19 protein-coding genes are annotated in these 26,489 nt (G+C 73.8%); 18 read left to right on the forward strand and 1 reads right to left on the reverse strand.

Annotated features, from left to right (window positions below; translation table 11 throughout):
* The first annotated feature begins 3 nt into the window (after positions 1–3).
* The 11 genes from Cus16_RS00915 to Cus16_RS00965 all read left to right on the forward strand — a co-directional run bounded on the left by Cus16_RS00915 (position 4) and on the right by Cus16_RS00965 (position 18,047).
* Positions 4–765, forward strand: coding sequence for a YaaA family protein (locus Cus16_RS00915; protein WP_069710761.1), 762 nt, complete (start codon positions 4–6; stop codon positions 763–765).
* A gap of 89 nt (positions 766–854) precedes the next feature.
* Complete coding sequence (locus Cus16_RS00920) at positions 855–1,490, forward strand: hypothetical protein (protein ID WP_141718753.1); 636 nt, start codon at positions 855–857, stop codon at positions 1,488–1,490.
* A gap of 2 nt (positions 1,491–1,492) precedes the next feature.
* Positions 1,493–2,326, forward strand: a complete 834-nt coding sequence (locus Cus16_RS00925) for a hypothetical protein (protein ID WP_141718754.1) — start codon at positions 1,493–1,495, stop codon at positions 2,324–2,326.
* A 46-nt stretch (positions 2,327–2,372) separates the two neighbouring features.
* Positions 2,373–3,194, forward strand: coding sequence for a PP2C family protein-serine/threonine phosphatase (locus Cus16_RS00930; protein WP_069710764.1), 822 nt, complete (start codon positions 2,373–2,375; stop codon positions 3,192–3,194).
* A gap of 153 nt (positions 3,195–3,347) precedes the next feature.
* Positions 3,348–4,757, forward strand: a complete 1,410-nt coding sequence (locus Cus16_RS00935; RefSeq protein WP_069710765.1) for a serine/threonine-protein kinase — start codon at positions 3,348–3,350, stop codon at positions 4,755–4,757.
* Between the two features lie 35 nt (positions 4,758–4,792).
* Positions 4,793–10,588, forward strand: coding sequence for an Ig-like domain-containing protein (locus tag Cus16_RS00940; protein WP_141718755.1), 5,796 nt, complete (start codon positions 4,793–4,795; stop codon positions 10,586–10,588).
* A 56-nt stretch (positions 10,589–10,644) separates the two neighbouring features.
* Positions 10,645–11,616 carry an AAA family ATPase gene (locus Cus16_RS00945; RefSeq protein WP_069710767.1) on the forward strand — a complete coding sequence of 324 codons (972 nt, stop codon included), beginning with the start codon at positions 10,645–10,647 and terminating at the stop codon, positions 11,614–11,616.
* Positions 11,613–13,022, forward strand: coding sequence for a DUF58 domain-containing protein (locus Cus16_RS00950; RefSeq protein ID WP_083263596.1), 1,410 nt, complete (start codon positions 11,613–11,615; stop codon positions 13,020–13,022). The genes Cus16_RS00945 and Cus16_RS00950 overlap by 4 nt, the downstream gene beginning before the upstream one ends.
* Positions 13,019–15,538, forward strand: coding sequence for a transglutaminase domain-containing protein (locus tag Cus16_RS00955; protein ID WP_069710768.1), 2,520 nt, complete (start codon positions 13,019–13,021; stop codon positions 15,536–15,538). The genes Cus16_RS00950 and Cus16_RS00955 overlap by 4 nt, the downstream gene beginning before the upstream one ends.
* A complete protein-coding gene (locus Cus16_RS00960) occupies positions 15,535–17,226 on the forward strand; it encodes a zinc-ribbon domain-containing protein (protein ID WP_141718756.1) in 1,692 nt (563 codons plus the stop codon). The genes Cus16_RS00955 and Cus16_RS00960 overlap by 4 nt, the downstream gene beginning before the upstream one ends.
* Positions 17,227–17,342: 116 nt before the next feature.
* On the forward strand, positions 17,343–18,047 hold the full coding sequence (locus Cus16_RS00965) for a hypothetical protein (protein ID WP_069710770.1): 705 nt from the start codon (positions 17,343–17,345) through the stop codon (positions 18,045–18,047).
* Positions 18,048–18,085: 38 nt separating this feature from the next.
* On the opposite strand, the gene Cus16_RS00970 is transcribed toward Cus16_RS00965, so the two are convergent.
* Positions 18,086–19,078 carry an asparaginase gene (locus tag Cus16_RS00970; protein ID WP_069710771.1) on the reverse strand — a complete coding sequence of 331 codons (993 nt, stop codon included), beginning with the start codon at positions 19,076–19,078 and terminating at the stop codon, positions 18,086–18,088.
* A 92-nt stretch (positions 19,079–19,170) separates the two neighbouring features.
* On the opposite strand from Cus16_RS00970, the gene Cus16_RS00975 reads away from it, so the two are divergent.
* The 7 genes from Cus16_RS00975 to ispG all read left to right on the forward strand — a co-directional run bounded on the left by Cus16_RS00975 (position 19,171) and on the right by ispG (position 26,457).
* Positions 19,171–19,647 (forward strand): OsmC family protein, encoded by a 477-nt coding sequence (locus Cus16_RS00975; RefSeq protein ID WP_069710772.1) that lies wholly within the window; start codon positions 19,171–19,173, stop codon positions 19,645–19,647.
* Positions 19,648–19,653: 6 nt separating this feature from the next.
* The gene (locus tag Cus16_RS00980; protein WP_069710773.1) at positions 19,654–20,628 is read left to right on the forward strand and encodes an FKBP-type peptidyl-prolyl cis-trans isomerase; all 975 of its coding nucleotides are present in this window, start codon (positions 19,654–19,656) and stop codon (positions 20,626–20,628) included.
* 2 nt (positions 20,629–20,630) lie between these two features.
* Entirely contained in the window at positions 20,631–21,755 is a 1,125-nt protein-coding gene (locus Cus16_RS00985) for a 1-deoxy-D-xylulose-5-phosphate reductoisomerase (RefSeq protein ID WP_069710774.1), read from the forward strand.
* Between the two features lie 156 nt (positions 21,756–21,911).
* Positions 21,912–23,246 carry a M50 family metallopeptidase gene (locus Cus16_RS00990; protein ID WP_182046828.1) on the forward strand — a complete coding sequence of 445 codons (1,335 nt, stop codon included), beginning with the start codon at positions 21,912–21,914 and terminating at the stop codon, positions 23,244–23,246.
* A 15-nt stretch (positions 23,247–23,261) separates the two neighbouring features.
* A complete protein-coding gene (locus Cus16_RS00995; protein ID WP_069710776.1) occupies positions 23,262–24,710 on the forward strand; it encodes a purine-cytosine permease family protein in 1,449 nt (482 codons plus the stop codon).
* On the forward strand, positions 24,707–25,273 hold the full coding sequence (locus tag Cus16_RS01000) for a cysteine hydrolase family protein (RefSeq protein ID WP_083263599.1): 567 nt from the start codon (positions 24,707–24,709) through the stop codon (positions 25,271–25,273). The genes Cus16_RS00995 and Cus16_RS01000 overlap by 4 nt, the downstream gene beginning before the upstream one ends.
* 50 nt (positions 25,274–25,323) lie before the next feature.
* Positions 25,324–26,457 carry a flavodoxin-dependent (E)-4-hydroxy-3-methylbut-2-enyl-diphosphate synthase gene (ispG, locus tag Cus16_RS01005; RefSeq protein ID WP_069711351.1) on the forward strand — a complete coding sequence of 378 codons (1,134 nt, stop codon included), beginning with the start codon at positions 25,324–25,326 and terminating at the stop codon, positions 26,455–26,457.
* Positions 26,458–26,489: the final 32 nt, after the last annotated feature.

Genomic DNA, 26,489 nt, shown 5'->3' on the forward strand with positions numbered 1-26,489 from the left:
GGACTGACCGTCCTCCTCCCGCCGTCCGAGACGAAGCGGGAGGGCGGGGACCCGGCACGCGCCCTCGACCTGGGTGCGCTGTCCTTCCCGGAACTGTCCGACGAGCGGGCCGCGGTGATCACCGCGGCCCGCTCCGTCAGTTCCGAGGAGTCCACCGCGCGGACGGCCCTGAAGCTCGGTCCGCGGTCGGTCGAGGAGCGCCTCCGGAACCTCGAGCTCGACACCGCGCCGACGCTGCCGGCGATCGAGCGGTACACGGGCGTGCTGTACGACCCCCTCGACGCGTCCGCCGCGGACGATCGGACGCGGGGGTGGTGGTCGGACCACGTCGTCGTGCAGTCGGCGATGTTCGGCCCGATCGGTGCCGGCGACGCGATCCCCGCGTACCGGTTGTCCCACGACTCCCGGCTCGGGGCGCTGCGGCTCGCGAAGCACTGGCCGGAGGCGTCGACGCGTGCGCTCGGCAGCCGGGGTGACGGTCTCGTCCTCGACCTGCGGTCGGAGGGGTACCGAGCCCTCGGGCCCGTGTCCGGGGCGCTGGCCCTGCGCGTGGTGAGCGTCGACGCCGGTGGGCGTCGGAAGGCGCTCAACCACTGGAACAAGACCGCCAAGGGGCGCCTGGTGGCGATGCTCGGCCGCACCGCGGCGGACGTCGACGACGTCGACGCGCTCGTCGCCTGGGCGCGCGCCCACGACGTGGTGCTGGAACGCACCGTGGACGGCTGGGACCTGGTCGCCGAGAGCCTGGAGCCCGCGCGGGCCTGATCCTGCACAGGACCGGCGCGCGTGACCCCCTTCCACAGGTGGACGAGCGCAGCCGGCCGGGAGGCCCGTCCTCCGTCACGATCTCGTGCATGACCTCGACGAGAGACGGACACTCCTCCACCCACGTGCGCTGGCCCCGCGAGATCGCGGCGGCGGTGACCCTCCGCGCGGCCTGCTCCGCGCTGGTCGCGCCCTCCACGGGCGGACCGGCCGGTCGGGACGAGCCGGTCGACCACGAGCTCGACCAGGAGCTCGACCGTTCGCGCGCGGTCGTGGTGACGACGGCGTGCGGCGCCCTCGCCACGCGCTTCGCCCTGGTCGGGTTCCTCGCGGCGTGCGACGACCCGGACCCGCGCACGGTCGTCCCCTTCGACCCGTTCCGCGATCCGACACCACCGGCGCTCGGCGGTGGTGGCCCGGTGCCCGATCGTGCGCGCCTGCGGGTGGCGGGCGCGCGCTGTGCCTCGGCCTGGCGGACGTGGCGTGCGGACGGCGCCGTCGGAGGCGACGTGGGGATCGGTGCAGCGGGCGCGCTCGCGCTCGGAGCGTGGTGCGCCTGGGCCGTCGGGTCATCCGCCCGCGCCGAGGTCCGCGCGCGGCACGCGCTGGACACCCGACCGGACGACCCCTTCGCCTGGTTGGTGCTCCGCGCCGTGCGGTCCGGACACGAGCCGGCGTGGTGGGGGAGCGCCACGGGGCGGACGGGATCGTCTACGGTGGACTGACCATGGTGGGTGAGCCGGCACGCGGGGACGACGACGACACGGTGCTGCGCGCGCACGCCCCGCAGGAGGGCGACGACGACCGTGCGGCCGCCGCGGTGGCGGACACGGTGCTGCGGCCGCGCCGGACCGACGTCGAGGCCCGCGCGGTCGACGAAACCCGCGCGGTCGACGAGGCCCGCGAGGTCGACCAGGCCGGCGCGGTGGACGACGATCCGCTCGGTGACACCGTGATCCGTCCGGCGGTCGGGGTCCGGCCGCCCGTCGCGCCGTCGTCCGACGACACGGTCGTCCGTCCGCGTCGCGACGGCGATGCGTCGGCACCCCGGAGCGGCGACCGCGTCCCGGGCCCGGAGGCGCGGCTCGAGCCGGTGCACACGGCGGACCGCGACCCGTCCGTCGGGGTCCCCACGCGCCTCCCGTCCGGACCCGTCGAGGCGTCCGCGCCCCCGCGCGTGCCGTCGATCCGGGTCGGCGGCCGCGTCGTGCGCCTCGACCGCCCGGTCGTGGTGGGCCGGCGGCCCGCCGCGCCCCGCGTGGTGCACGGAGCCGGACCCGAGCTGGTGACGGTGCCGTCGCCGACCACCCAGGTCTCGTCCTCGCACCTGCTCGTGCACGCGGCCGGAGAGGCCGCCGTGGTCGACGACCTCCGGTCCACGAACGGCACCGTGGTGCGCCCGCCGGGGTCCGCGCCGTTCCGGATGGCGTCGGGTGCCTCGATCGTCGTCCTGACCGGTACGCTCGTCGAGATCGGTGACGGCAACGTCATCGAGGTCCTGTCGCCGCACCTCCGGGTCGGACCCGACGACGGCCTCCCACCGTTCCCGTCGGTCCCGTGAAGACCGAGCAACCGGCCCGTCCCCACCAGAGAGCGACCCACACACCGTGACCGAACTCGGCCGAGCAGCCACCGAGCACGCCATCGACGTCCCCGGTGCCGCGGGCGCCACCCTCACGCTGTCGTGGGGTGCCGCGACGGACGTCGGGCGGCGACGCGACCACAACGAGGACAGCTACCTGGTCGGGGCGCCGTTCTTCGTCGTCGCCGACGGCATGGGCGGGCACCTCGCCGGCGACCGGGCGAGCGACGCGGTGGTCCGGCGGCTCGACCAGGTCGTCGAGGGGGCGTTCACCTCGCGGCAGGCGATCCAGCGGGCCCTGCTGCTCGCCACCGCCGACATCGAACGTGCCGCCGGAGGCAACGCGCTCGGTGCGGGGACCACCGTGACGGGCGTGGCCCTCGTCGCCGCCCAGGGGCAGCCCGCCGCGCTCGTCTTCAACGTCGGCGACTCGCGGACCTACCGCATCGAGGGCGGTGTCCTCCGCCGGGTGACCGTGGACCACTCGGTCGTGCAGGAGATGGTGGACGCCGGGCTCCTCCGCGCCGAGGACGCCGAGCAGCACCCGGACAGCAACGTCATCACGCGAGCCGTGGGCTTCGGCGAGCCGCCGGAGCCGGACTGGTGGACGCTGCCGCTGCGCGCGGGCGACCGGTACCTGGTCTGCTCCGACGGCCTCACCAAGGAGCTCGGCGACGCGGGGATCGCACGGATCGCCGCCCGGGAGCCCGGCGCACAGGCACTGGCCGAACGACTCGTCGGCGATGCCGTCGTCGCCGGTGGGCGCGACAACGTGACCGTGGTCGTCGTGCAGGTCGACGCGGCTCCCGAGGACAGCGACGTCGAGGACACCCTGCCCCGTCACTGAGGGCCGGCGGGCCGTCCGTGCCCCCTGAAGTGGGGGATGGTCGCCCTCCACAGGGCGTCAGGCCCGCCCCGGGGCGTCGGAGTCGCTTCGTAGAATGGCCTGGCCGCGACGATCGACACGGCCGACCACGGGCCGGGGAAGGGAAGGACACCCATGGCACGACGCCTGCCGTCCGACCCGCCCGTCATCGCCGGCTTCACCCCGGTGCACGTCCTCGGCTCCGGTGGGTTCGCGGACGTCTTCCTGTACGAGCAGGACATGCCCCGACGCCAGGTCGCGGTCAAGGTCCTGCTCGACGAGGTCGTGGACGACCGGGTGCGACAGATGTTCCAGGCCGAGGCGAACCTCATGGCGCGGCTGAGCACGCACCCCTCGATCCTCACGGTCTTCCAGGCCAGCATCGCCGCAGACGGACGCCCCTACCTCGTGATGGAGCTGTGCTCCTCGTCGCTCAGCGAGCGCTACCGCCGTGAGCCGGTGCCCGTGTCCGAGGTCCTCGCGATCGGCATCCGGATCGGGGCGGCCCTCGAGACGGCGCACCGCGAAGGCGTCCTGCACCGCGACGTGAAGCCCTCGAACATCCTGCGGACCGCCTACGGCAACCCCGTGCTCTCCGACTTCGGCATCGCGGCGACGATCGGCAGCGCCGACCCCGACGAACCGGTCGGCATGTCGATCCCGTGGTCGGCGCCCGAGGTCCTCGGCGACGAGTCCCGCGGCACGATCCAGTCCGAGGTCTACTCGCTCGCCGCGACCGTCTACTCCCTCCTCGCGGGCCGCAGCCCCTTCGAGGTCCGCGGCGGGAAGAACGGTGCCGCCGACCTCATGGACCGCATCGAGCGCGGCGGCGTGCGCCCGACCGGGCGGGCGGACGTCCCGCCGTCGCTCGAGCGCCTGCTGGCGACGGCGATGTCGCGCAAGGTGTCGGCGCGTCCGGCGACCGTGATCGAGTTCGTCCGCGGTCTGCAGCAGGTCGAGGCCGAGCTCGGGATCCCGCAGACCGCCGCCGACGTCGCGGTCGAGGCGTGGGCCGTCACGACGCCGTCGACCGACGGTGACCGCACCGTCGTGCGGGAGCTGCAGGCGCCGTCGCGTGTCGGTGCTCGTCGACGGAACCGGCGGTCCCTGCAGGGCGGGTCGGACGTCGGCGTCCAGAGCGTGGGGACCGTGCACCGCACCGGGTCCGCGACACGGGTCCGCCGACGCAGCCGGTCGACGCTGCTGTGGGCCGGCTCCGCCGGTGTCGTCGTGGTCGCTGCCCTCGCGGTGGTCACCGTGCTCCTCGTCACGCGGATCGGCACCGGTTCGATCCCCGCCGTGACGGACGTCCGCGCCGCGGCGACGGCGGACTCGGTGTCGTTCAGCTGGCAGGACCCGGGACTCCGCTCGGGCGACACGTACGTGATCTCCTCTGACGGGGTGTCGAGCCAGCAGACCGGCACGACCTTCGTCGTCTCCGGCGAGTCCGGAGCCGAGGAGTGCATCACGGTCGCGGTGAACCGCGACGGCAAGACCGGCGCAGCGAGCGCCGAGCAGTGCGGCACGATCGGCGGCGCCGGGTGATCCGCGCGTTCCTGGCGAGGCACCGTTCGGCCGCCGTGTCCGTCGGGGCCTCCGTGCTCGTCGGTGCCGTCGTCGCGACCGCGGCCGTCGTGTCGACCGGGTACCACACGCAGCGCGTCGACCTCGGGGACGGCACGGTGTGGGTGCCGTCGGCGCAGTACGGCGCCGTGGGTCGGGCCAACACCGCCGTGCTCGAGCTCAACACCGCGGTGGAGTCGCCGAGCGACGACCTGTCCGTCCTGCAGCGCGGCGCCGACGTCTACAGCGTCGACGGCACCAAGGGGACCGTCTCGCGGGTCGACGTCGCGGCGGCCACGGTCGGCGACGCGGTCACGCTTCCGGCGGGTTCTCCGCAGGTCTTCCTGGCCGGGGACACCGCCGTGGTGGGCAACGGGGACACCGGTGAGCTCTGGGCGACGCCGGCTGCCGACCTCGCCGACTTCGACGCCTCGATCCGGGCGGACCTGACCCTCGGCGCGGACGCCGTGTTCGACGCGTCCGACCGACACGTCGCCGTCTACTCACCGCGGACGGGCCGTGCGGCGCTCGTCGACGTCGGCACGGACCTGACGGTCGACCGCCGGTGGGACGTCCGCTTCGACCGCGCCCACGAGTTCCAGGTCGCGTCCTTCGGCGACCACGTCGCCGTCCTCGACCGCACCTCGGGTCAGCTCGCCGTCGACGGGGACGTCGTCGACCTCGGTGACGCGATCGGTGGTGCCCCGGCCCTCCAGCACTCCTCGGACTCGTCGACGGACGTCGTGGTCGCGGGGTCCGCCGGGATGGTGCGCGTCTCGGCGTCCGGTACCGTCGACCGGACCGCGCTCGGGGTCTCCGGACGCCCGGCACGGCCCGCGGTCGTCGGCTCCTGCACCTACGCCGCCTGGGCCGGTGGGCAGGCGACCGACTCGTGCCAGGGCACCGGACTGCAGCGGCTCGCGCAGACCGCCGGCGCGGACGACCTGCAGATCGTGCACAACGGACGCACCGTCGTGGCGAACGACCCCCGCAGCGGCCGGTCCTGGGCGATCGACCGCAGCGGCCAGCTGATCGACAACTGGTCGGACCTGGTCGAGCAGGACGACCAGCAGCAGCAGGAGCGGGTGTCGGACGACGACCCGCAGGTCGACAAGGACCAGAAGCCGCCCGTCGCGGTCGACGACGACCTCGGGGCGCGTCCCGGCCGGACCACGAGCCTGCCCGTGCTGCTGAACGACCACGACCCCAACGGCGACCCGCTCGTGATCAGCGAGGTCGGCAGCGTCGACGACGCGGTCGGCAGCGTGGCGATCGTCGGCGACGGCCAGCGGCTGCAGATCACCCTCGCGGCCGACGCGAAGGGCACGGTCTCGTTCCCGTACACGATCACGGACGGCAACGGCGGCTCGGACAGTGCCACGGTCCGGGTGACCGTCCGGCCGGACTCCGAGAACGAACCACCCCGACAGGTCCGCAGCACCTCGGCCGACGTCGTCCAGAACGGACACGTGGTCACCGACGTGCTCTCGGACTGGGTCGACCCCGACGGCGACCCGGTGTACCTCGAGTCCGCGTCGGCGGAGGGGGACCAGGTCTCCACGACGCCCGACGGCATGCTCGACTACCGCAACGCGAGCGGGAAGACCGGCGACCGGACCGTGCAGATCGTCGTGAGCGACGGGCGTGACCGCGGACGCGGGTCGGTCACGGTCCGTGTCGCGAAGGCGGGGAACGTCCCGCTGCTCGCGGACCCGTTCGCCGTGCAGGGCTACGCGGGCAAGGCGTTCACCGTCGACCCGCTCGAGCACGTCCGCGGCGGGAACGGGACCGTGACGCTCACGAGCGTGTCGTCGTCGTCCGGGCTGACTGTCACCCCGTCGTACGACGCCGGGACCTTCCGCGTCGAGGGCGCGGGACCCGGTGACCACCAGCTCGAGTACACCGTCACCGACGGCACGAAGACCGCGAGCGGCATCGCGCGCGTGACCGTGCTCGCACCGCCCGACGCGTCGACGCCGCCGATCACGACCCCCAAGACGGTCTTCGTGAACACGCTGTCGGCCAAGGACACCGACGTCACCGCGACCGACACGGACCCGGCGGGCGGGGTGCTCATGGTGACCGCACTCGACGGGCTGCCCCGGGACGCCGGTGTCCAGGCGAGCATCCTCGACCAGCACGTCGTCCGGGTCACGCTCACCGCGCCCCTCGACGGACCGGTCTCGTTCCGGTACACCGAGTCCAACGGGCTGGCCACCGCGACGGGCACGATCACGGTCGTCGAGATCCCGCGGCCGGACCGCATCCAACCGCCCGTCGCGCAGGCGGACTCCGCGACCGTCCGGGTCGGGGACGTCGCGGAGATCGACGTCCTCGCGAACGACTCGCAGCCCGAGGGCGAGCCCCTGACGCTGCAGCCCGAGCTCGTGCAGAACGTGCCGGGCGACGGTGGCCTGCTCTTCGTCGCCGGCGACCGGCTGCGGTACCTCGCGCCGGACACGCCGGGCAACCACACGGCCGTATACCGCGTCTCCGGGCCGGACGGGCAGTACGCCGACGCCACCGTCTCGATCTCGGTCCGCGAGCGCGACGCCGCGACCAACAACCCGCCCGTACCGGAGACCGTCACGGCACGCGTGGTCGCCGGCCAGTCGGTGCGGGTCACCGTGCCGCTGAACGGCATCGACCCCGACGGCGACTCGGTGCAGCTGGTGGGCGTGGCCGACAACCCGGACAAGGGGTCCGTCAGCGACGTCACGTCCGACGCGCTCACCTACGAGGCGGGGGACTACTCCGCGGGGACGGACGAGTTCACCTACACGGTCGTCGACGCCCTCGGGGCACGTGCGACCGGGACCGTCCGGGTCGGCATCAGTCCGCGCGCGGAGCAGGCGTCGGACCCGGTCGCGCAGGCTGACCACGTGACGATCCGACCCGGCGGCACGGTGACCGTGCGGGTGCTCCAGAACGACTCGGACCCGCAGGGTGGGCAGCTGACGGTGACGACCGCCGAGCCGACCGCCGCCGGGGTGACCGCGCGGGTGCTGCAGGGCACCCAGGTCCGCGTCACGCCGCCGAAGTCCGCGACCGAGGGCGACTTCGCCGTGCTCTACACGGTGACGAACCCGAGCGGTGGCTCGAGCACGGCGTTCCTCACCGTGACCGTCGACCGCGACGCCCCGCCGCTGCGTCCGGAGGTCGAGGACACGACCCTCGACCTGCAGGACATCCTGCGCCGCCAGAGCGTGACCGTCGACGTGCTCCGCAACGTCTTCTTCGCCGAGGGCTCGACCTCGCGGCTCGTCGTCGGCGTCGTCGACGGGTACGGCGACACCGCCCGGGTGACGAACGACCGACGCATCACCGTGCAGCTCACCGACGCATCGCAGGTCATCCCGTTCTCGGTCGCGCGGTCGGACCACCCGGACGTCGTGTCGTACGGCTTCATCCACGTGCCCGGGTTCGACGACGCACTGCCGCAGGTCGACCGCAGCGCGGGTCCGGTGACGGTCCGGAGCGAGGCCACGGTCCGGATCCCGCTCGACCGGTACGTCGTCACCGCGAACGGCCGGACCGCCCAGCTCACCGACCGTGGCACGGTCAAGGCGACGCACGCCGACGGTAAGGACCTGGTGGTCGACCGGTCGACGCTGCAGTTCACGTCGTCGAAGCTCTACTACGGCAACGCGTCCATCTCGTTCGAGGTCACCGACGGCTCGGGTGCCAACGGAGGCAAGGGGCGCGTGGCGACGCTCGTGCTGCCCGTCAAGGTGACCCCGCGCACCAACCAGCCGCCGTCGTTCTCGGGCTCGAACATCGACATGCAGCCCGGGGACTCCCGCACGATCGACCTCGCCAAGCTGACGGACTACCCGTACCCGGACGACCTCGGCGAGCTCCGTTACTCCGTCGTCAGCCGACCCGGCGCGGGCACCACCGCGACGATCCAGGGCCAGCAGCTCCGGATCAGCGTCGCCGACACCGCGTCGAAGGACACGACCGCGTCGATCGGCATCGGCGTCGCGGACGACGCCAGCGCGGGACGCGCCGGTGTCGTGCAGGTGGGGATCGTCGGCTCGACCCGCCCGCTGGTGCAGCCCGGTGCGGACCGCGCGGTCGTCGAGCGCGGGAAGACGTCCACGATCGACGTCCTGACCAACGACCAGCCGACGAACCCGTTCCCCGACGAGCGGCTCCGCGTCGTGGCGATCCGTGGTCTGTCCGGCGGCCTGCCCGCCGGGGTGAGCGTGTCGCCGAGCGCCGACCGGTCGCGCCTGCAGGTGTCCGTGTCCGACTCCGCCGCACCCGTCGACGCCCACCTGCAGTACCAGGTCGCCGACGCGACGGACGACGCCGCCCGGTACGTCTGGGGCGACGTGACGATCTCGGTGCAGGACGTCCCGGACGCGCCGGGAGCGCCGACCCGGACGGGCACGTTCCAGGGCGGCCAGGCGACCCTGACCTGGGCGACCCCGCAGTCGAACAACTCGCCGATCACGGGCTACCGGCTCCAGGGCACGGGCGGCGTGGTGAAGGACTGCGGTACCTCGACGGTGTGCACGGTGACCGGCCTCGACCCCGCGGCGTCGTACCGGTTCTCGGTCGTCGCGCAGAACGCCGTGGGGGACTCGGTACCGTCCGCGACCTCCGCGTCGATCAGCGCCGACTTCGTGCCGGCCCCGCCGAAGGGGCTGCGGGTCGAACCGAGCAGCACGACGCCGAACCAGCTCGACGTGTCCTGGAACGCGGTCGGAGCGCCGAGCGGCGGCTCCGCGGTGTCGAACTACGTCGTCTCCGTGCAGGGCCCCGGCCTCTCGACCACGCGGAACGCCGGCACGGCGACCAGCGTCTCGTTCACCGGTGCGCAGAGCGGTGCCGAGTACACGGTCCGGGTGTCGGCCCGGAACGCGGCCGATCGTGACGGCAGCCCCGTGCAGTGGAACGAGGCGTCGGCGACGGGATCCGCCGTCGGCGCTCCGGCGACGCCGCAGCTGAGCGCCACCGGGCAGCCGGACGGGTCGGCGACCGCCGTGACGCTGCGCGCGTCGGAGTCCGACTGGGCCGGCGGGAGCGCGGGTTGGCGGATCGTGAAGTACGCGAGCTCGACGCCCGTCCCCTCCGGCTGCTCGACGACCGGCGCCGAGCAGGTGTTCACCGGCGCGTCGGCGAGCGACCGCATCACCAGCCAGTACCGGTACGTCGCGCTGGCCGACAACGGCCTGTTCTGCACGCCGTCGCAGCCCGCAAGCGTCCAGGGCTACCAGACCCCGACAGCACCCAGCGGGAGTGTCGACACGGTCCAGGACGGGGCCACCGCGCCGACCTGGGGTCTCCGTGCGACCGCGACCGCGACGTCACCGTTCCTGTACTACTCGGTGAACGGCGGGACCCCCGTGCGGTTCTCCGGCTCCGCGTCGATCGGCGCCGGTAGTGGCTACGGTCTCGAGACGTCGGTCGTCTTCACGTCCTGCGCCACCGATGGTGCCTACTGCGCGTCCGGCGAGGCGGTCCGCGCCACGGCCTACACCACCCGTGCGAGCATCGCCAGCGCCGTCGTGGGACAGGCACCCGTGATCAACGCTCCGGACAACAACGGACGGATCGCACCGGACGGCTACCAGGTGTCCTACTGCCGGACGATCCTCCTCCAGGTCTGCTCCGACACGAACCCGGACACCGGTGCTCCGTGGGCGATGACCGACGCCGTGCCCGACGGCTACACCTCCATCCGGGTCAAGGCCACCGTCAGGGGTTCCCAGGACCCGGTCGGCGCCGTCCGCGACGTCACGGGCCAGTCCGCCCCGGCTGAACCTGCCCCGGACCCGAGCCCGTCCGACCCACCCGCCGGTTAGCCGGCGGCCGGACCCGCAGCCCCACCCGCGCCCTTCGAGAACGAGGACCCTCCCGCATGAGCATGACCCCCGAGCAGGCCGCCTGGTTCGCCGACGTCGCCGGTCGCATCGTGACGAACGTCGAGCAGGTCCTCCTGGGCAAGACGTTCGTCATCCGACTGGCCGTCACGGCCATGCTGAGCGAGGGCCACCTGCTGCTCGAGGACGTCCCCGGGACGGGCAAGACGAGCCTCGCGCGCGCGATGGCGCAGAGCGTGCAGGGGACCACCAACCGCATCCAGTTCACACCGGACCTGCTGCCCGGGGACATCACGGGCATCAGCGTCTACGACCAGCGCACGCAGGAGTTCGACTTCCACCGCGGTCCGGTCTTCGCGAACATCGTGCTCGCCGACGAGATCAACCGGGCCAGCCCGAAGACCCAGTCGGCGCTGCTCGAGGCGATGGAGGAGTCCGCCGTCACCATCGACGGCACACGCCACACCCTGGCGGCACCGTTCATGGTCATCGCGACGCAGAACCCCGTCGAGCAGGCCGGCACGTACCGCCTGCCGGAGGCGCAGCTCGACCGGTTCCTGATGCGCACGTCGATCGGCTACCCCGACCACGCCGCCACGGTCCGACTCCTCGAGACCTCCGCGGCACCGTCCGCCGCGGTCCCGCTCGCGAGCGTCGTCCCCGCAGCGACGGTCACGGAGATGGCGGCACTCGCGCGGACCGTGCACGTCGACCCGACCATCGCCGACTACGTCGCCCGCCTGGTCGAGGCGACGCGTGGCGCGAGCGAGGTCCGCCTCGGTGTGAGCGTCCGCGGCGCGATGGGCCTGATCCGTGCTGCGCGCGTGCACGCGGCGGTGCTCGGCCGCCACTACGTGACCCCCGACGACGTCAAGGCACTGGCGGTGCCGGTGCTCGCGCACCGCCTGGTGCTCGACGCGGAGGCGGAGTTCGACGGCGTCAGCGCGACCAGCGTCGTCTCCCAGCTCCTCGTCGAGACCCCGCCGCCCGCCGACCGAGCGGTGTCGTGACCGACCGCCGCCCCGCTGCCACCCGCTCGCGCCGAGACGCCACCCGCTCACGGCGCGGCACCGCCGTGTCCGAGCGGACCGGCACGGTCGCCGGCCTGACGAACGTCCGCACCCGCCTCGTGGGGGACCGGGACGGGGTCGCCGCCGACGCGGTCGTCGGGGTCGCGAAGGCGTGGACCGCGGCCTGGAGGCTCGTCCGCCGCGGGTGGGCCGAGGTCTCGTCCGTCGTCACCGGCCTGGGCTGGACGGTGGCCGCCGTCACGCTCGTCGCCTTCGTCGCGGGCTACCGCTTCGGACTGCGCGAGGTCGTCGTGGTGGGCTTCGCCGGGACGGTCCTCGTCGTGGTGGCGGTGCTCGCGCTGCTCGGACGGTCCCGTCTGCGCATCCGCATGCGCCTGCCGCAGCACCGGGTGGCGGTGGGCGACGACGCGGGCGTCGTCGTCACGGCCGAGAACCCGGCGCGGCTGCCGTCGGTCCCGACCACGGTGGAGGTGCCCGTCGGCACCGGCCTGGTCGACGTTGCGATCCCCTCGGTCGCTCCGGACGGTGTCTTCGAGCAGCAGGTGCCGGTCCCGACCGTGCGTCGCGGTGTGCTCGACGTCGGTCCGGTCACGGGTGTGCGGGCGGACCCGGTCGGCATCGTCCGGCGCGAGGTCGTCTGGACGGCGCGGGAACAGGTCATCGTCCACCCGCGCACCATCGCCATCCCGTCGACGAGCACCGGGTTGGTCCGCGACCTCGAGGGCCAGGCGACGACCGACCTGTCGCCGGCGGACATCGCGTTCCACGCGGTCCGCGAGTACCAGCCGGGCGACGACCCGCGCACGATCCACTGGAAGTCGACGGCGAAGTCGGGCGCGCTGATGGTGCGACAGTTCGAGGACACCCGGCGATCGCACCTGGTGGTGGCCCTCGCGACCGGCCGCGGCGAGTTCGCGGACGACGACGAGTTCGAGCTGGCGGTGAGCGCCGCGGCGTCGCTCGGCACCCGCGCCGTCCGGGACGGGCGTGAGGTTTCGGTCGTCGTCTCCGAACGGACGCCGGAGTACGCCAAGCGGCCGGTCTACGCCGTGCACCGCCTGCGCACCGTGACGCCCACACGCCTGCTCGACGAGTTCGCGACGGTCGGCCTCTCCGACTCGTGCCTCCCCGTCGCCGAGGTCGCGCGGATCGTCGGCGCCGACACCGCCGGCATCTCGGTGGCGTTCCTCGTGGTCGGCTCCGAGGTCGGGCTCCCGGCGCTCCGGCTCGCCGCGACGCGCTTCCCCGTCGGGGTCGAGGTCGTCGCGGTGACCTGCGAGCCCGAGGCGCAGCCGCGCTTCCTCCGGGTCGCTGGGCTGACGGTCGTGACGATCGGCTACCTCGACGACCTCCGGCAGGCCCTCCACCGATCGGCAGCGGCGTGAGCGCGGCGACCGAGGACGCTCCGCGACTGCGGACGCGGCGGACCGACCGCCGGGGCGACCGCCGGGCCGAGCGTCGGCGCGGTGCCCTGCGCACCGCGGGGGGCACCCTCGCCACCTGGCTCGTGCTCGTGGTGGCGAGCACCGCCTGGTGGCCGGTCCACCGCGACGCCTCGATGGTGACGGCCGGCGTGACCGCGGTCCTCGCCGGGACGGCCGTCGCCCTCGCCGGCGCCCTCGCCCGCCTGCCCGCCGCGGTGGTCGGTGCGCTCACCGTCGCGGTGTTCGCGCTCACCGGCGTCCCGGCGGCGGTGCCGGACCGTGCCGTCGGGATCCTGCCCACCGGTGCCGGGCTCGTCGACCTGTTCGCCGGTGTGGCGCTCGACTGGAAGCGGCTCGTGACGGTCAGCCTGCCGGTCGGGTCCTACGAGTCCCTGCTGGTGCCGTACTTCGTGACGACGCTCGTCGCCACGGTGGTCGGCGTGAGCGTGGCGACCCGTGCCTCCCGTCCGGAGCTCGCGAGCATCCCGGGACTGGTGCTGTTCGCGGCCGCGGTCGTGGTCGGACCCAGCCGACTGGACGTCGCCCTCGCGACGGCCGTCGTGCTCGGCGGCATCGCACTGGTCTGGGCCCTCACCGCACGGCACGTGCGTCGTGCCGTCTCGGTGGCGACGACGGTCGGGGCGCGCGTGCCCGTGTGGCGGTCCGTGCTGCGACCCGCCCTCGTCGGGACGGGCACCATCGTGGCGGCCGCCGTCGTCGCGACGGGCCTCGGGCTGGTCGCCCCGCCGTCGGCGGGGCGGACGGTCGCGCGGACCGACGTGGTCAAGCCGTTCGACCCGCGTGACGAGCTCAGCCCGCTCAGCGCGTTCCGGTCCTACGAGGAGCCCGGCCGGGCGGACGCCGCCCAGCTGCGGGTGACGGGCCTGCCGCAGGGCGGCTTCGTGCGGATCGCCACCCTCGACACGTACGACGGCGTGGTCTACCGCGTGGGGGGCGACGACGGAGCCTCCGCGTCGGGCACCTTCGAGCGCGTCCCGACCTCGGTCGACGTGCGGGGCGTCCGGGGCACCGACCTCGACGTCGGTGTCGCCGTCGAGGGGTACCGCGGCGTGTGGCTGCCCACCGTCGGCGACCTCGAGACGATGACCTTCCGCGGCTCGGACGCCGACCGGGACCGCGGCGCCTTCTCCTACAACCGCACCACCGGGACGGCCGTCGTGGTGGGTGGCGTCGACGCGGACACCCGGTACGACCTGCGCGCGGTGCTGCCGGACCAGCCGACCGACGCCCAGCTCGCGTCGGCGCGTCCGGGCACCGCCACCGTGCCGAGCCCGACCGGCGTGCCGGACGCGGTGCGGGAGCGGGTCGAGGCGACGTCCGCCGACGCCGGCTCGGACGGTGCCAGGCTCGTCGCGGCGATCGAGTCGCTCAAGCGGACGGGCTACGTGAGCCACGGCGTCGGCGACGACCGGTCCAGCCGGTCGGGACACGGCGCAGACCGGATCGAGGAACTCCTCACCGCGCCGGTCATGATCGGCGACCAGGAGCAGTACGCCGTCGCCGCCGCGCTCATGGCACGGCAACTCGGGTTCCCGTCCCGGGTCGTGATGGGCTTCACTGCCGGCGGCGACTCGGGAGCTGCGACGTCGTCCGGCACCGGCACCGACGGGACGACCACGTTCCGCGGGTCGGACGTCACGGCGCGCGTCGAGGTGGACACCGAGCAGTGGGGGTGGGTGATGGTCGACCCGAACCCGGTCGTCCGCGACATCCCCGACGAGCAGGACCAGACGCCGCAGCCGGTCACGCGGCCGGAGACCGTCGTCCCACCCCCGCCCGTCGAGCAGCAGGACCAGGACCAGCAGGCCCCGCCCCAGAGCGACCGGGACACGCCTCCCGTGCAGCCGCTCTGGTTGCAGGTCCTCCTCGCCGCCCTGCCGTGGGTGCTCGGCACGCTCGGCTTCGTGGCGCTCGTGCTCCTGCCGTTCGCCGTCGTCGTCCTCTGCAAGCGGCTGCGACGTCGTCGACGTCGACGGGCGCCCACACCACGCGCGCGGGTCGTCGGTGCGTGGGACGAGTACCGCGACGCACTGGTCGACCGCGGGCACGACGTCGTCATGGCGGCCACGAGGCGCGAGGCCGTCGCGGGGGCACCGGGGGAGGGTGGCATCGGGCTCGCGGCACTGGCCGATCGGAGCGTCTTCGGCCCCGGTGAAGTCGAACCGGGGACCGCTGACCGCATGTGGTCGGCCACGGACGAGGCGATCACGAGTCTCCGAGCGGGGCGCACCCGACGCGAGCGGTGGCGTGCCGCGGTGTCCCTCCGGTCACTGCGTCGCCCCGCGGTCCGTCGCCGCGGCGGGCGGGCAGCGGCGGACCGGCCGCGCCAGGAGACGCCGGAGGCCGGTGCCGGGCTCGGTGGGGACGGCCAGGATCGTCGCGGAGGTCGTGACTACGATGGTCCGAAGGCCGGCGAGCGTCGTGGACGGCCGAGTGAGGACAGAGGCGAACCGTGATCAGATGCGAGCACTGCGGATCGATGCTGCCGGACGGCGCGATCTTCTGCGGTGAGTGCGGGCGCTCGGTGACCGTCTCGGCGAACCGTCGACCCGTCCCGGCCGCGCCCCTCGACGAGACCCCGCCGCCGCCCCTCCGTCAACCGGACCAGCACGGTCGGCACCCCGACCCGGCCACCGAGGCCTGGCTGCCCGAGGCCACCCTCGACCCGGCCACCCGCGCCTGGTTGACCGGCGAGGACCGGCAGCCCGCCCCTCGCCCCGACGACCGACCCGCGGCACCGCCCGCGCCGACCCCGACGCAGGGTGTCGCTCCGGACGCGGAACCGCCGCTCGATCCGGCCGCGTACCCGGTCGCCGACGAGACCCGGCCGGCCGACGGCACCGTCGCTCGGGCACACGCAGCACAGACGCCCGGAGCGGGGGCGACCGCGGCGGACGACACCGAGGCGGATGCGGACCGCGCGGGCGCCGACGACCGGGCTGCCGCTCCGGTCTGGGCACCCGCCGCACCGCAGCCGCCTGCTCCGTCGCGCCCGTCGTGGTGGGTCGGTCGCGGCTCGGCGGCGCCTGAGCCTCCCGTGGCCGAGGAGCCGCGGGACGACGACGGTCCGCAGCCCGGTGACACCGCCGTGGTCGAGCCGCTCGTCGAACGTCGCACCCCGACCCCGCTCGTCACCCCGAGCAGCGGACCGGCGACCTGCCCGGTCTGCGGACACACGCTCGAGCCCGACGACATCTTCTGCGCCGAGTGCGGCGCCGTCCGACCGACGGTCACGGCCGCCTTCACCGGCCCCGTCGTGCCGCTGCCGCTCGCCCGTCCCGACTGGGCCGCCGAGCACCTGCCCGTGGACGACGCCGAGCCGGAGTCCCGGTCGGAGCCAGCGGACGGGTCCTCGGAACACGTGGACGTGTCCTCGGAAGTCGCGGACGCTCCCTCGGAGCCCGAGCACGCCGACACCTCGGACGAGGTGCACCCGAGCGACCCGCCCTCGGACGACCTGCCCGAGCCACGCACGGACGCGCCCGCACCGGACACGTCAGGATCGGCCGCGCTCGACGACACCCCGAGGACGCCCCTCCGGACCCGCGGCGCGCACGCCGCGCCCGACGCGGTCCCGGGTGCACCGGTGACGGTGCCGCCCGCTCCGGCCTCGCCGACCGTCCCGACCGCCTCCGTCTCCGTGCCGCCCCTCGACGGCGTCCCGCCCGTCCCCACCGCGGCGCCGCTGCCGCCGGTGCCCGGTGCGACCGGGCCGGTGCTGCCCGCCGTGGCTTCGGCGGCCGTGCCCTCGAGTGCGGACGACGGGTCCGGTGCCGAGGACGTCGAGGAGACCCGCATCGTCGACCGGAACACGAGCACCGCACCGTTCGTGCTGCACTTCAGCACGGGGGAGCGCAGCGCCGTGCAGGGGACCGGCCTGCTCGGGCGTCTTCCCCGCCCGCAGCCCGGCGAACGCTTCGACGAGCTCCTCACCGTGCACGACCCCGGGAAGTCGGTGTCGAAGACGCACCTCGAGCTCGGCCGCGACGGGGACGACCTGTGGGTCGCGGACCGGTTCTCGGGCAACGGCACGGTCGTCCGGCACATCGACGGCACGATCCGTCGCTGCGAGCCGGGCCGGCGGTACCGCGTTGAGCGTGGTGCCCGGGTGGACATCGGCGAGCAGTTCTTCCTCGTGCAGTGACGGTCGGCGGCTCCACGCCGACCTGACGCTCCTGCACAGGAGCCCGATCCGCTCGCCCGCTCCCCAGCCGGCGTCCGCCGTTCTCGGCGACGGGTCGGAGGCGGTTCGCTCGGACCGTGTCCCTCGCCGTCGCCCGCTCGTGCCTCGTCGGTACCGCGGGTGTGCTCGTGCTCGTCGGCGTTCTCGCGGACCTGCCGGGCTCCGGCCGTGCGGCGCTCCTCGTGGCCGGCGGGTGGTGCGCCGTGCTGGACCTCGTCGTCGTCCGGTCCGACCGACGCGCGTCGACGGGTCCGCCGGTGGTGCTCGTCGACCCGGTCACGGTGCCGTCGGAGGGCAGCGGCGTCCGGGACCACGGCGGCCCTGTACCCGACCCCGGCCCCGGCATCCTGCTCGGGCGCCGTGACGACGGTCACCCGGTGCGTGTCGCCACCGACCCGGCCGCCCCGTGCCACGTCGTGGTGGTGGGCACCGGCGCACTCGCCGAGGGCGTGTTCACCGCGGTCCGCGCCCAGCTCGACGACGGCGCGGGCACCGGGAGCGCACCCGACGACGTCGTCCGCGCCGCCTCCGGTACGGGGGTACCCGGACCACAGAGCACCCCGCTGCCTCCGGGGACCGCCGTCGCGGTCCGGCTCGACGGCGGCGGCCGGCCGCGGACGACCGTCGTCCTCGTGCCCGGACTGCACCTGCTCCCGCGCCGCTGGGACCACCTCGTCGAGGTGACCCGCCACGGCTGTCGCACGCAGGACCACCACGACGACGGCCCGACGCCGATCGACCCCGTGCTGCCCCTGCTGGTCCCGGGGAACGCGACGCCGTGACGCCCGGCTCAGCGCAGACCGGCTCAGCGCAGACCGGCTCAGCGCAGACCGGCCCCCGGTCGGACCCGCCCGACGGGGACCCCACCGCCGAGCACCTGCTCGCTCGTCGCCGCGAGGACGTCCGCCACGCCCGCGGCGTCGACCAGTCCGTTCCGTTCGAGCAGCGTCAGCGCCGCGACGGTGCCGGCGCGCTGCGACCCGTCGAGCGTCTTCACCGCGACGGCCGCGCCACCCGGGAGGCCCATGACCATCACGCCCTCGGCGCCGAACTTCGCCAGGACCTGCAGTCGTTCGATGGTCACGGTGTTCGCCCGTCCGACGCCGTCGATGGCCCACGGGTGGTCGAGCACCGCGTCGACGAGTGCCGCCGTGTCCGCGTCCCCTCGCGCGACGACCCCGGCGAAGCCGCGGGCGAGGCCGCGCAGCGTGAGGGGGAAGACCGGGGCGCCGCAGCCGTCGGTCCCGACGACGTCGACGGTCTCGCCCGTGTACTCCTCGACGGTCTCCCGGACGCGCTGCTGCAGCGGGTGCGCCATCTCGAGGTAGGTGGCCTCGTCCCAGCCGTTGACGCGGCAGGCGGCGAGCATGCCGGCGTGCTTGCCGGAGCAGTTCATCGCGAGGCGACGCGGGCCGGGCATCGTCCGCGCGGTCGCCCGGTCGAACGGCAGGTCGGGCGGGCACCCGAGGTCGGACTCCTCGTGGTCGAACGACTCGAGCATGTGCAGCGCGAGCGCCTGGTGCGCCGCGGTGCCGGCGTGGCTGGCGGTCGTCAGCACCAGCTCCTCGTCGCTGAACGCGGCACCGGCGCGTCGGATCGCGAGCGCCTGGAACGGCTTCATCGTCGAGCGCGGGTAGATGCTCGCTCCGGCGTCGCCGACGACGTCGAGCACGGAGCCGTCCGCCGCGACGACGACACCGGCACCGACGTGCCGGCTCTCGTCGAAGCCGTTCCGGTCGAGCACCGCGAGCTCGACGGAGCCCTCGGCGGTGAGAGGATGGCGGTCTGTGCGGACGTCGGGGATCACCGTCATGCCGTCATCGTAGTGAGCGGGCACGCCGCGACGTCGCACGCACCGAGCGCGGGACGGTCGGTGCTCGACCACCACGCACGAAGGAGCGCACCGTGACCGACCACTCCTACGAGGTCGCCGTCCGTTGGACCGGCGACCGGGGCACCGGGACGAGCGGGTACCGCGACTACGGCCGCGACCACACGATCTCCGCGGCGGGCAAGCAGGACGTCGCCGGGTCGGCCGACCCCGCGTTCCGCGGTGACCGCGACCGCTGGAACCCGGAGGAGCTCGTTCTCGCCGCGCTCGCGCAGTGCCACATGATGAGCTACCTGTACGTCGCCGTGCAGCGGGGCTTCACGGTGGTCGACTACCAGGACTCGGCGTCGGCGTCGCTCGACGTGCACCGCGACGGCACGGGGGAGCTGACCGGAGCGACCCTGCGCCCGGTCGTCACGATCCTCGAGGCCGACCGCGTCGAGGACGCCGAGGCGGCACACGCGGAGGCAGGCCGCCTCTGCTTCGTCGCGCGTTCCGTCGCGTTCCCCGTCCACCACACGCCCGTCACCAAGGTCCGTGCGGCAGGATAGGTCCCCGTGAAGCGTCTCCGTCTGCTCCCGATCGCCCTCGTCCCCGCCGTCGTGCTGGGACTCGCCGCCTGCTCCGGGAACGGCTCGGGTGACGCCTCGGCCTCGCCCAGTGCGTCGTCGAGCGCCACCGCGACGCCCATCTCGTCGTGCCCCGAGCCGGGGTCCGCCTCGGACGGCATCAAGGTCAGCGGCGCCGCGGTGGGCGGTGACTCCGCCCCGGGTGTCGCGTTCGAGAAGGGGCTGAGCGCCTCGACGCCGCAGGCCACCACCGTGGTGAAGGGGTCGGGCAAGGCCCTGCGGGACGGCGAGTTCGCCCAGGTCTCATACGTCGTCTACAAGGCGTCCGACGCCTCGAAGCTCGGCGCGGTCGGGTTCGACCAGGGCAACCCGCAGGTGCTCTCGGTCGGCGGGACCGGCTTCGGTGCCCTCCTCGCCTGCACGAAGGTCGGCGAGCGGGTGGCGGTCGTCGGCCAGTCGGCGGCCCTCGGCTTCAACACCGGCGGTGACATCGTCGTCGTCGCCGACGTCGTCGCGCAGACCCCGACGAAGGCGACCGGCGCACCGCAGCCCCAGGACCCGGCGCTGCCGACGGTCGAGGACAAGGCCGACGGCGAGCCCGAGATCACGATCCCGTCGGGTGCGAAGGCCCCGTCGAAGACCGAGGTCGAGGTCCTCAAGCAGGGCACGGGCGACACCATCGCGAACGGCGACACCGCTCTGGTGCAGTACAAGGGCGTGCAGCTCGACGGCGGCAAGGAGTTCGACTCCTCGTGGTCGAAGGGCGCCCCGACCACCTTCACCGTCTCCGAGGGCTCGCTCATCAAGGGCTTCGTCACCGGACTCGTCGGCCAGAAGGTCGGCTCGCAGGTCCTCATCGTGACCACCCCGGAGGACGCCTACGGGTCGAACCCGCCGGAGGGCTCCGGCATCCCGAAGGACGCCTCGCTCGTCTTCGTCGTCGACATCCTCGCCAAGGGCTGACCGTGACGGGCGGCGCCGGGCCGGGACCCACCGCGCAGCAGACCCCGGCACGGCGCCGCATCGTCGTCCTCGGCAGCACCGGGTCGATCGGCACGCAGGCCCTCGACGTCGTCGCGCGCAACCCCGACCGGTTCGAGGTCGTCGGGCTGACCGCCGGCTCGAACCGGGACCTCGTCGCCGAGCAAGCCGCGCGCTTCGGTGTCCGCGACACCGCGTTCGGCGCCGCGGACGCCGAGCGCCTCGTCCGCGGCGTCACGGCGGACGTGGTCCTCAACGGCATCACCGGCTCGGTCGGGCTCGGGCCGACCCTCGCGGTCCTCGAGACCGGCGCGACCCTCGCCCTCGCCAACAAGGAGAGCCTGATCGTCGGCGGCCCGCTGGTGCAGCGGGCGGCCGCCCCCGGGCAGATCGTGCCGGTGGACAGCGAGCACTCCGCGATCGCGCAGGCGCTCCGGTCCGGCGCGGACGCGGAGGTCCGCCGGCTCGTCCTCACGGCGAGCGGCGGTCCGTTCCGCGGTCGCTCCCGGCAGGACCTGCGGGACGTCACCCCGGCCCAGGCGCTGGCGCACCCGACGTGGGACATGGGCCTGGTCGTCACGACGAACTCGGCGACCCTCGTCAACAAGGGCCTCGAGGTGATCGAGGCCCACCTCCTCTTCGGTGTGCCGTACGACCGCATCGACGTGACCGTGCACGCGCAGTCGATCGTCCACTCGATGGTCGAGTTCGTCGACGGTTCGACGATCGCGCAGGCGTCACCCCCGGACATGCGACTCCCGATCGCGCTCGGGCTCGCCTGGCCGGACCGGGTGTCCGGCGTCGGAGTCCCGCTCGACTGGACGCGTGCGAGCACGTGGACCTTCGAGCCGCTCGACGCCGAGGCGTTCGGCGCCGTCGACCTCGCCAAGCACGTCGGGGTCCTCGGCGGCACCTTCCCGGCGGTGTTCAACGCCGCGAACGAGCAGGCTGTCGCCGCGTTCCACGCGGGCGCGATCGGGTTCCTCGACATCGTCGACACCGTCCGCCGTGTCGTCGACGAGCACACCGCGGGGGAGCCGTCGCTCGACGGCGTCCTCGCCGCCGAGCGCTGGGCGCGCGCCGCCGCGGACCGCCTGCTGGCCCGCTGACGGGACCAGGGGGCGCAGGCAGGGTCGCGACCCCGCCACGGGGTCCGGTGACGGACCCGCGCGCGGTGATCCGTGCCTCCCGGCCGTCGGGAGGCACGGCAGTCCTCTCAGGGCGCGCTCGGCTCCGTCATGGGCAGGGTCCCGTACCCTGCTGCGGTGACCGTCGAATCCGTGCTCCTCTTCGTCCTCGGCGTGGTCGTCTTCATCGTCGGCCTGCTGGTCTCGATCGGACTCCACGAGCTGGGGCACCTGTCGTTCGCGAAGCTCTTCAACGTCAAGGTGACGCAGTACTCGCTCGGCTTCGGCAAGGCGATCTGGTCGTTCCGACGCGGCGAGACCGAGTACGGCATCCGTCCGATCCTGCTCGGCGGGTACATCTCGATGGTCGGCATGCTCAAGCCCCGCGCGTCGGGCCGCCCGAGCGCGATCACGAACACCGGGATGTACGGCGCGTTCGTGCAGGACGCCCGCCAGGCGAGTGCCGAGCAGATCGCGGACTCCGGCGGGGACGACTCCCGGGCGTTCTACCGGCTCACCCCGTGGAAGCGCATCATCGTGATGGTCGCGGGTCCGGCGATGAACCTGGTCATCGGCATCGTGCTCTTCGGGGTCCTGCTGTGCGGCTTCGGCGCCCCGACCACGACCTTCACGTCGAGCGTGGACTGCGTCCTGCCGACGAGCAGCTCGACGGCCTGCGCACCCGGTGACGCCGAGTCGCCCGCGAAGCAGGCGGGCATCCGCGACGGCGACGTCGTGGTCGCGGTCGACGGGCGACAGGACCCGACGATCGCCGAGGTCTCCCGGGTGTTCCAGCGGTCGGCGGGCGAGGCCGTGACGGTCGTGGTCGAACGCGACGGCGTCCGGCGGACGCTCGAGGTCACCCCGCAGCTCGCCACGCGCGACGTCGTCACGGAGCAGGGCACGGCGGCGAAGAACGCCGACGGCACGACGAAGACCCAGCGGGTCGGGGTCGTCGGCGTGAGCATCGGGCAGTCGCTGGTGCGGCAGTCGCCCGCGGCCGTGCTGCCGGCGACCGGCGCCCAGATCGCGGCGTCGGCGCACCTGATCATCGACCTGCCGCAGCGCCTGGTCGCCGTGTGGAACGCCGCGTTCGGCGCGCAGGAGCGGTCGCAGGACAGCCCCGTGTCGGTGGTCGGTGTCGGCCGTGCGATCGGCGAGGTCTCGTCGATGAGCGGGGTGCCCGTGGTCGACAAGGCGTACACGATCCTCGGCCTGCTGGCGTCGCTGAACATCGGCCTGTTCGTGCTCAACATGGTGCCGCTGCTGCCGCTCGACGGCGGCCACATCGCCGGTGCCCTCTGGGAGGCCGTGAAGCGCCGGGCGTACGTGCTGGTCGGCAAGCCGGACCCGGGCGCGATCGACCTGGCGAAGTCGATGCCCCTCACGATGGTCGTCGTCGTGCTGCTGGCCGGCATGAGCGCGCTCCTGATCTACGCCGACATCGTGCGACCGGTGAACCTGTTCGGGTAGCACTACGCTCGGCGCATGAGCACAGCGCCCGACGTCCGCACCGTGGAGCGGCAGGGGACCGACGTCATCGCCGAGTCCGACCGCAAGGGCACCCCGAGGGGCCTGTTCTGGCCGTGGTTCGCCGCGAATGTGTCCGTGCTCGGCCTGAGCTACGGCTCGTTCGTGCTCGGCTTCGGCATCTCGCTCCTGCAGGCCACCGTCGTGTCGGTCGTCGGGGTGGCGTTCTCGTTCCTGCTCTGCGGGATCGTGGCGATCGCCGGCAAGCGGGGCTCGGCGCCGACGATGGTGCTGAGCCGCGCCGCGTTCGGCGTGCGGGGCAACCGGGTGCCGTCGTTCCTCAGCTGGGTGCTCACCGTCGGGTGGGAGACGGCGCTGGCGTCCCTCGCGGTCCTCGCGACGTCGACGGTCTTCCGGGAGCTCGGCTGGGACGACGGCGTCGTGACGAAGCTCGTGGCGCTGCTGGTCGTGGCCGCGCTCGTCGTCGGTGCGGGCATCGCCGGGTTCGACGTCATCATGCGCCTGCAGACGGTCATCACCGTGGTCACCGCCGTGCTCACGGTCGTCTACGTCGTGCTCGCCGTGCCGTCGATCGACCCCGGTGCCCTCGGGGCGCTGCCGGCCGGCAGCACGCAGAACGTCGTCGGCGCGCTCGTCCTCGTGATGACCGGGTTCGGCCTCGGCTGGGTGAACGCCGCCGCCGACTACTCCCGGTACCTCCCGCGGTCGTCGTCGACGGGCGGGGTGGTCTGGTGGACGACGTTCGGCGGAGCGCTCGCCCCGGCCGTGCTCGTCGTCGTCGGGGTCGTGCTGGCCGGGTCGTCGAAGGACCTCAACGGTTCGATCGGAGCGGACCCCATCGGCGCCCTCACCACGATCCTGCCGGTGTGGTTCCTCATCCCGTTCGCCCTCGTCGCGATCCTCGGGCTCGTGGGCGGCGCCGTGCTCGACATCTACTCGTCCGGCCTCGCGCTGCTGAGTGCGGGCGTGCGCATCCCGCGACCGGTCGCCGCCGGGGTGGACGGGGTGTTCATGGTCGCCGGCGCCGTGTACGTCGTGTTCTTCGCGCCGACGTTCATCGCACCGTTCCAGGCGTTCCTCATCACGCTGGGCGTGCCGATCGCCGCGTGGGCCGGGGTGTTCGTCGCCGACGTGCTGCTGCGGCGGCGTGGCTACGCCGAGTCCGAGCTCGAGGACCGCCGAGGCCGCTACGGCGACGTCCGCTGGGCCGCGATCGCGCTCGTCCTGGTCGGCACCGCGCTGGGCTGGGGGCTCGTGACGAACACCTCGGGCGTCCCGGCGTGGCTGAACTGGCAGGGGTACCTGCTCGGACCGTTCGGCCTCGGCGGCCGCACGGGTGACTGGGCCTACGCGAACCTCGGCGTCCTCGTGGCGCTCGTCGTCGGCTTCGTCGGCACGGTGCTCGGCGCACGCGGCTCCGTGCGCCGCCAGGAGTCGGGCGCGTGACCGTGACGGTGCCCGCGGAGGCGTGGCTCGTCGCGATCGACCTGCAGCGCGTCTTCTCCGGCGACAGCCCCTGGGCGGCACCGCGGTACGACGACGCGGCGACCGGCACCGCGCGGCTGCTGCCCCGGTTCGTCGGGCGGACGGTGCTCACCCGCTTCGTCGCACCCGAGCGGCCGCAGGGCGCCTGGGCACCGTACTACCGTAACTGGCCGTTCGCGCTCGTGCCCGACGCGGACCCGCTGTACGCGCTGACCGAGCCGTTCGCCGCGCACCGGGACGTCCCCGTCGTGACGGAACCGACGTTCGGCAAGTGGGGGACGAGCCTCCGGGCCGTCGTGGGCGACCACCCGCACCTCGTGCTCACCGGGGTCTCCACGGACTGCTGCGTGCTCAGCACGGCGCTGGCCGCGGCCGACGCCGGAGCGACCGTGACGGTCGTCGCCGACGCGTGCGCCGGGGCGAGCGACGTCGACCACGAACGGGCCCTGGCAGCGATGCGCCTGTACGCCCCGCTGATCACCGTCGTCGACCGCGGCGCCGACCTGGTCACCAGCGCCGGGTGAGGTCACCGGCACGGCGTAGAGTGACGCGCGTGCCAGCAGTGAACCTCGGTCTGCCGAAAGTCCCCGCAACCCTGAGCCCGCGCCGGAAGTCGCGGCAGATCCGGGTCGGGAAGGTCCTCGTGGGCGGCGACGCCCCGGTCTCCGTGCAGTCGATGACGACGACGCCGACGACGAACATCAACGCGACACTGCAGCAGATCGCCGAGCTCACCGCGTCCGGCTGCGACATCGTCCGCGTCGCGGTCCCCAGCCAGGACGACGCGGACGCGCTGCCGATCATCGCGAAGAAGTCGCAGATCCCGGTCATCGCCGACATCCACTTCCAGCCGAAGTACGTCTTCCAGGCGATCGACGCCGGGTGCGCGGCGGTCCGGGTCAACCCGGGCAACATCCGCAAGTTCGACGACCAGGTCGGCGCCATCGCCCGTGCCGCGAAGGACGCCGGGGTGAGCCTGCGCATCGGGGTCAACGCCGGGTCCCTCGAGCCGAGCCTGCTGCAGAAGTACGGCAAGGCGACCCCGGAGGCGCTCGTCGAGTCCGCGGTCTGGGAGGCGAGCCTGTTCGAGGAGCACGACTTCCACGACTTCAAGATCTCGGTCAAGCACAACGACCCGATCGTGATGGTGCAGGCCTACCGCCAGCTCGCCGCGGCGGGGGACTGGCCGCTGCACCTCGGCGTCACCGAGGCCGGCCCCGAGTTCCAGGGCACGATCAAGAGCGCCACGGCGTTCGGCATCCTGCTCGCCGAGGGCATCGGCGACACCATCCGCGTCTCGCTCTCCGCCCCGCCGGCGCAGGAGGTGAAGGTCGGCCTGCAGATCCTGCAGTCGCTCAACCTCCGCGAGCGCAAGCTCGAGATCGTCTCGTGCCCGAGTTGCGGCCGGGCACAGGTCGACGTCTACCAGCTCGCCAACGACGTGACGAAGGGGCTCGAGGGCATGACCGTGCCCCTCCGCGTCGCCGTCATGGGCTGCGTCGTGAACGGCCCGGGCGAGGCCCGCGAGGCCGACCTCGGCGTCGCCTCCGGCAACGGCAAGGGGCAGATCTTCGTCAAGGGCGAGGTCGTCAAGACCGTCCCCGAGCACGAGATCGTCCGGACCCTGATCGCCGAGGCGAACCGGATCGCGGACGAGATGGGCCCGGACGCCGCGCCCGGCACGCCGCAGGTGGTCACGACGGCCTAGCGCCGACCCCGTTCCGGACGGGAGGCGCGTGG

The organism is Curtobacterium sp. ER1/6 (assembly GCF_001742745.1).
GTDB lineage: Bacteria > Actinomycetota > Actinomycetes > Actinomycetales > Microbacteriaceae > Curtobacterium > Curtobacterium citri.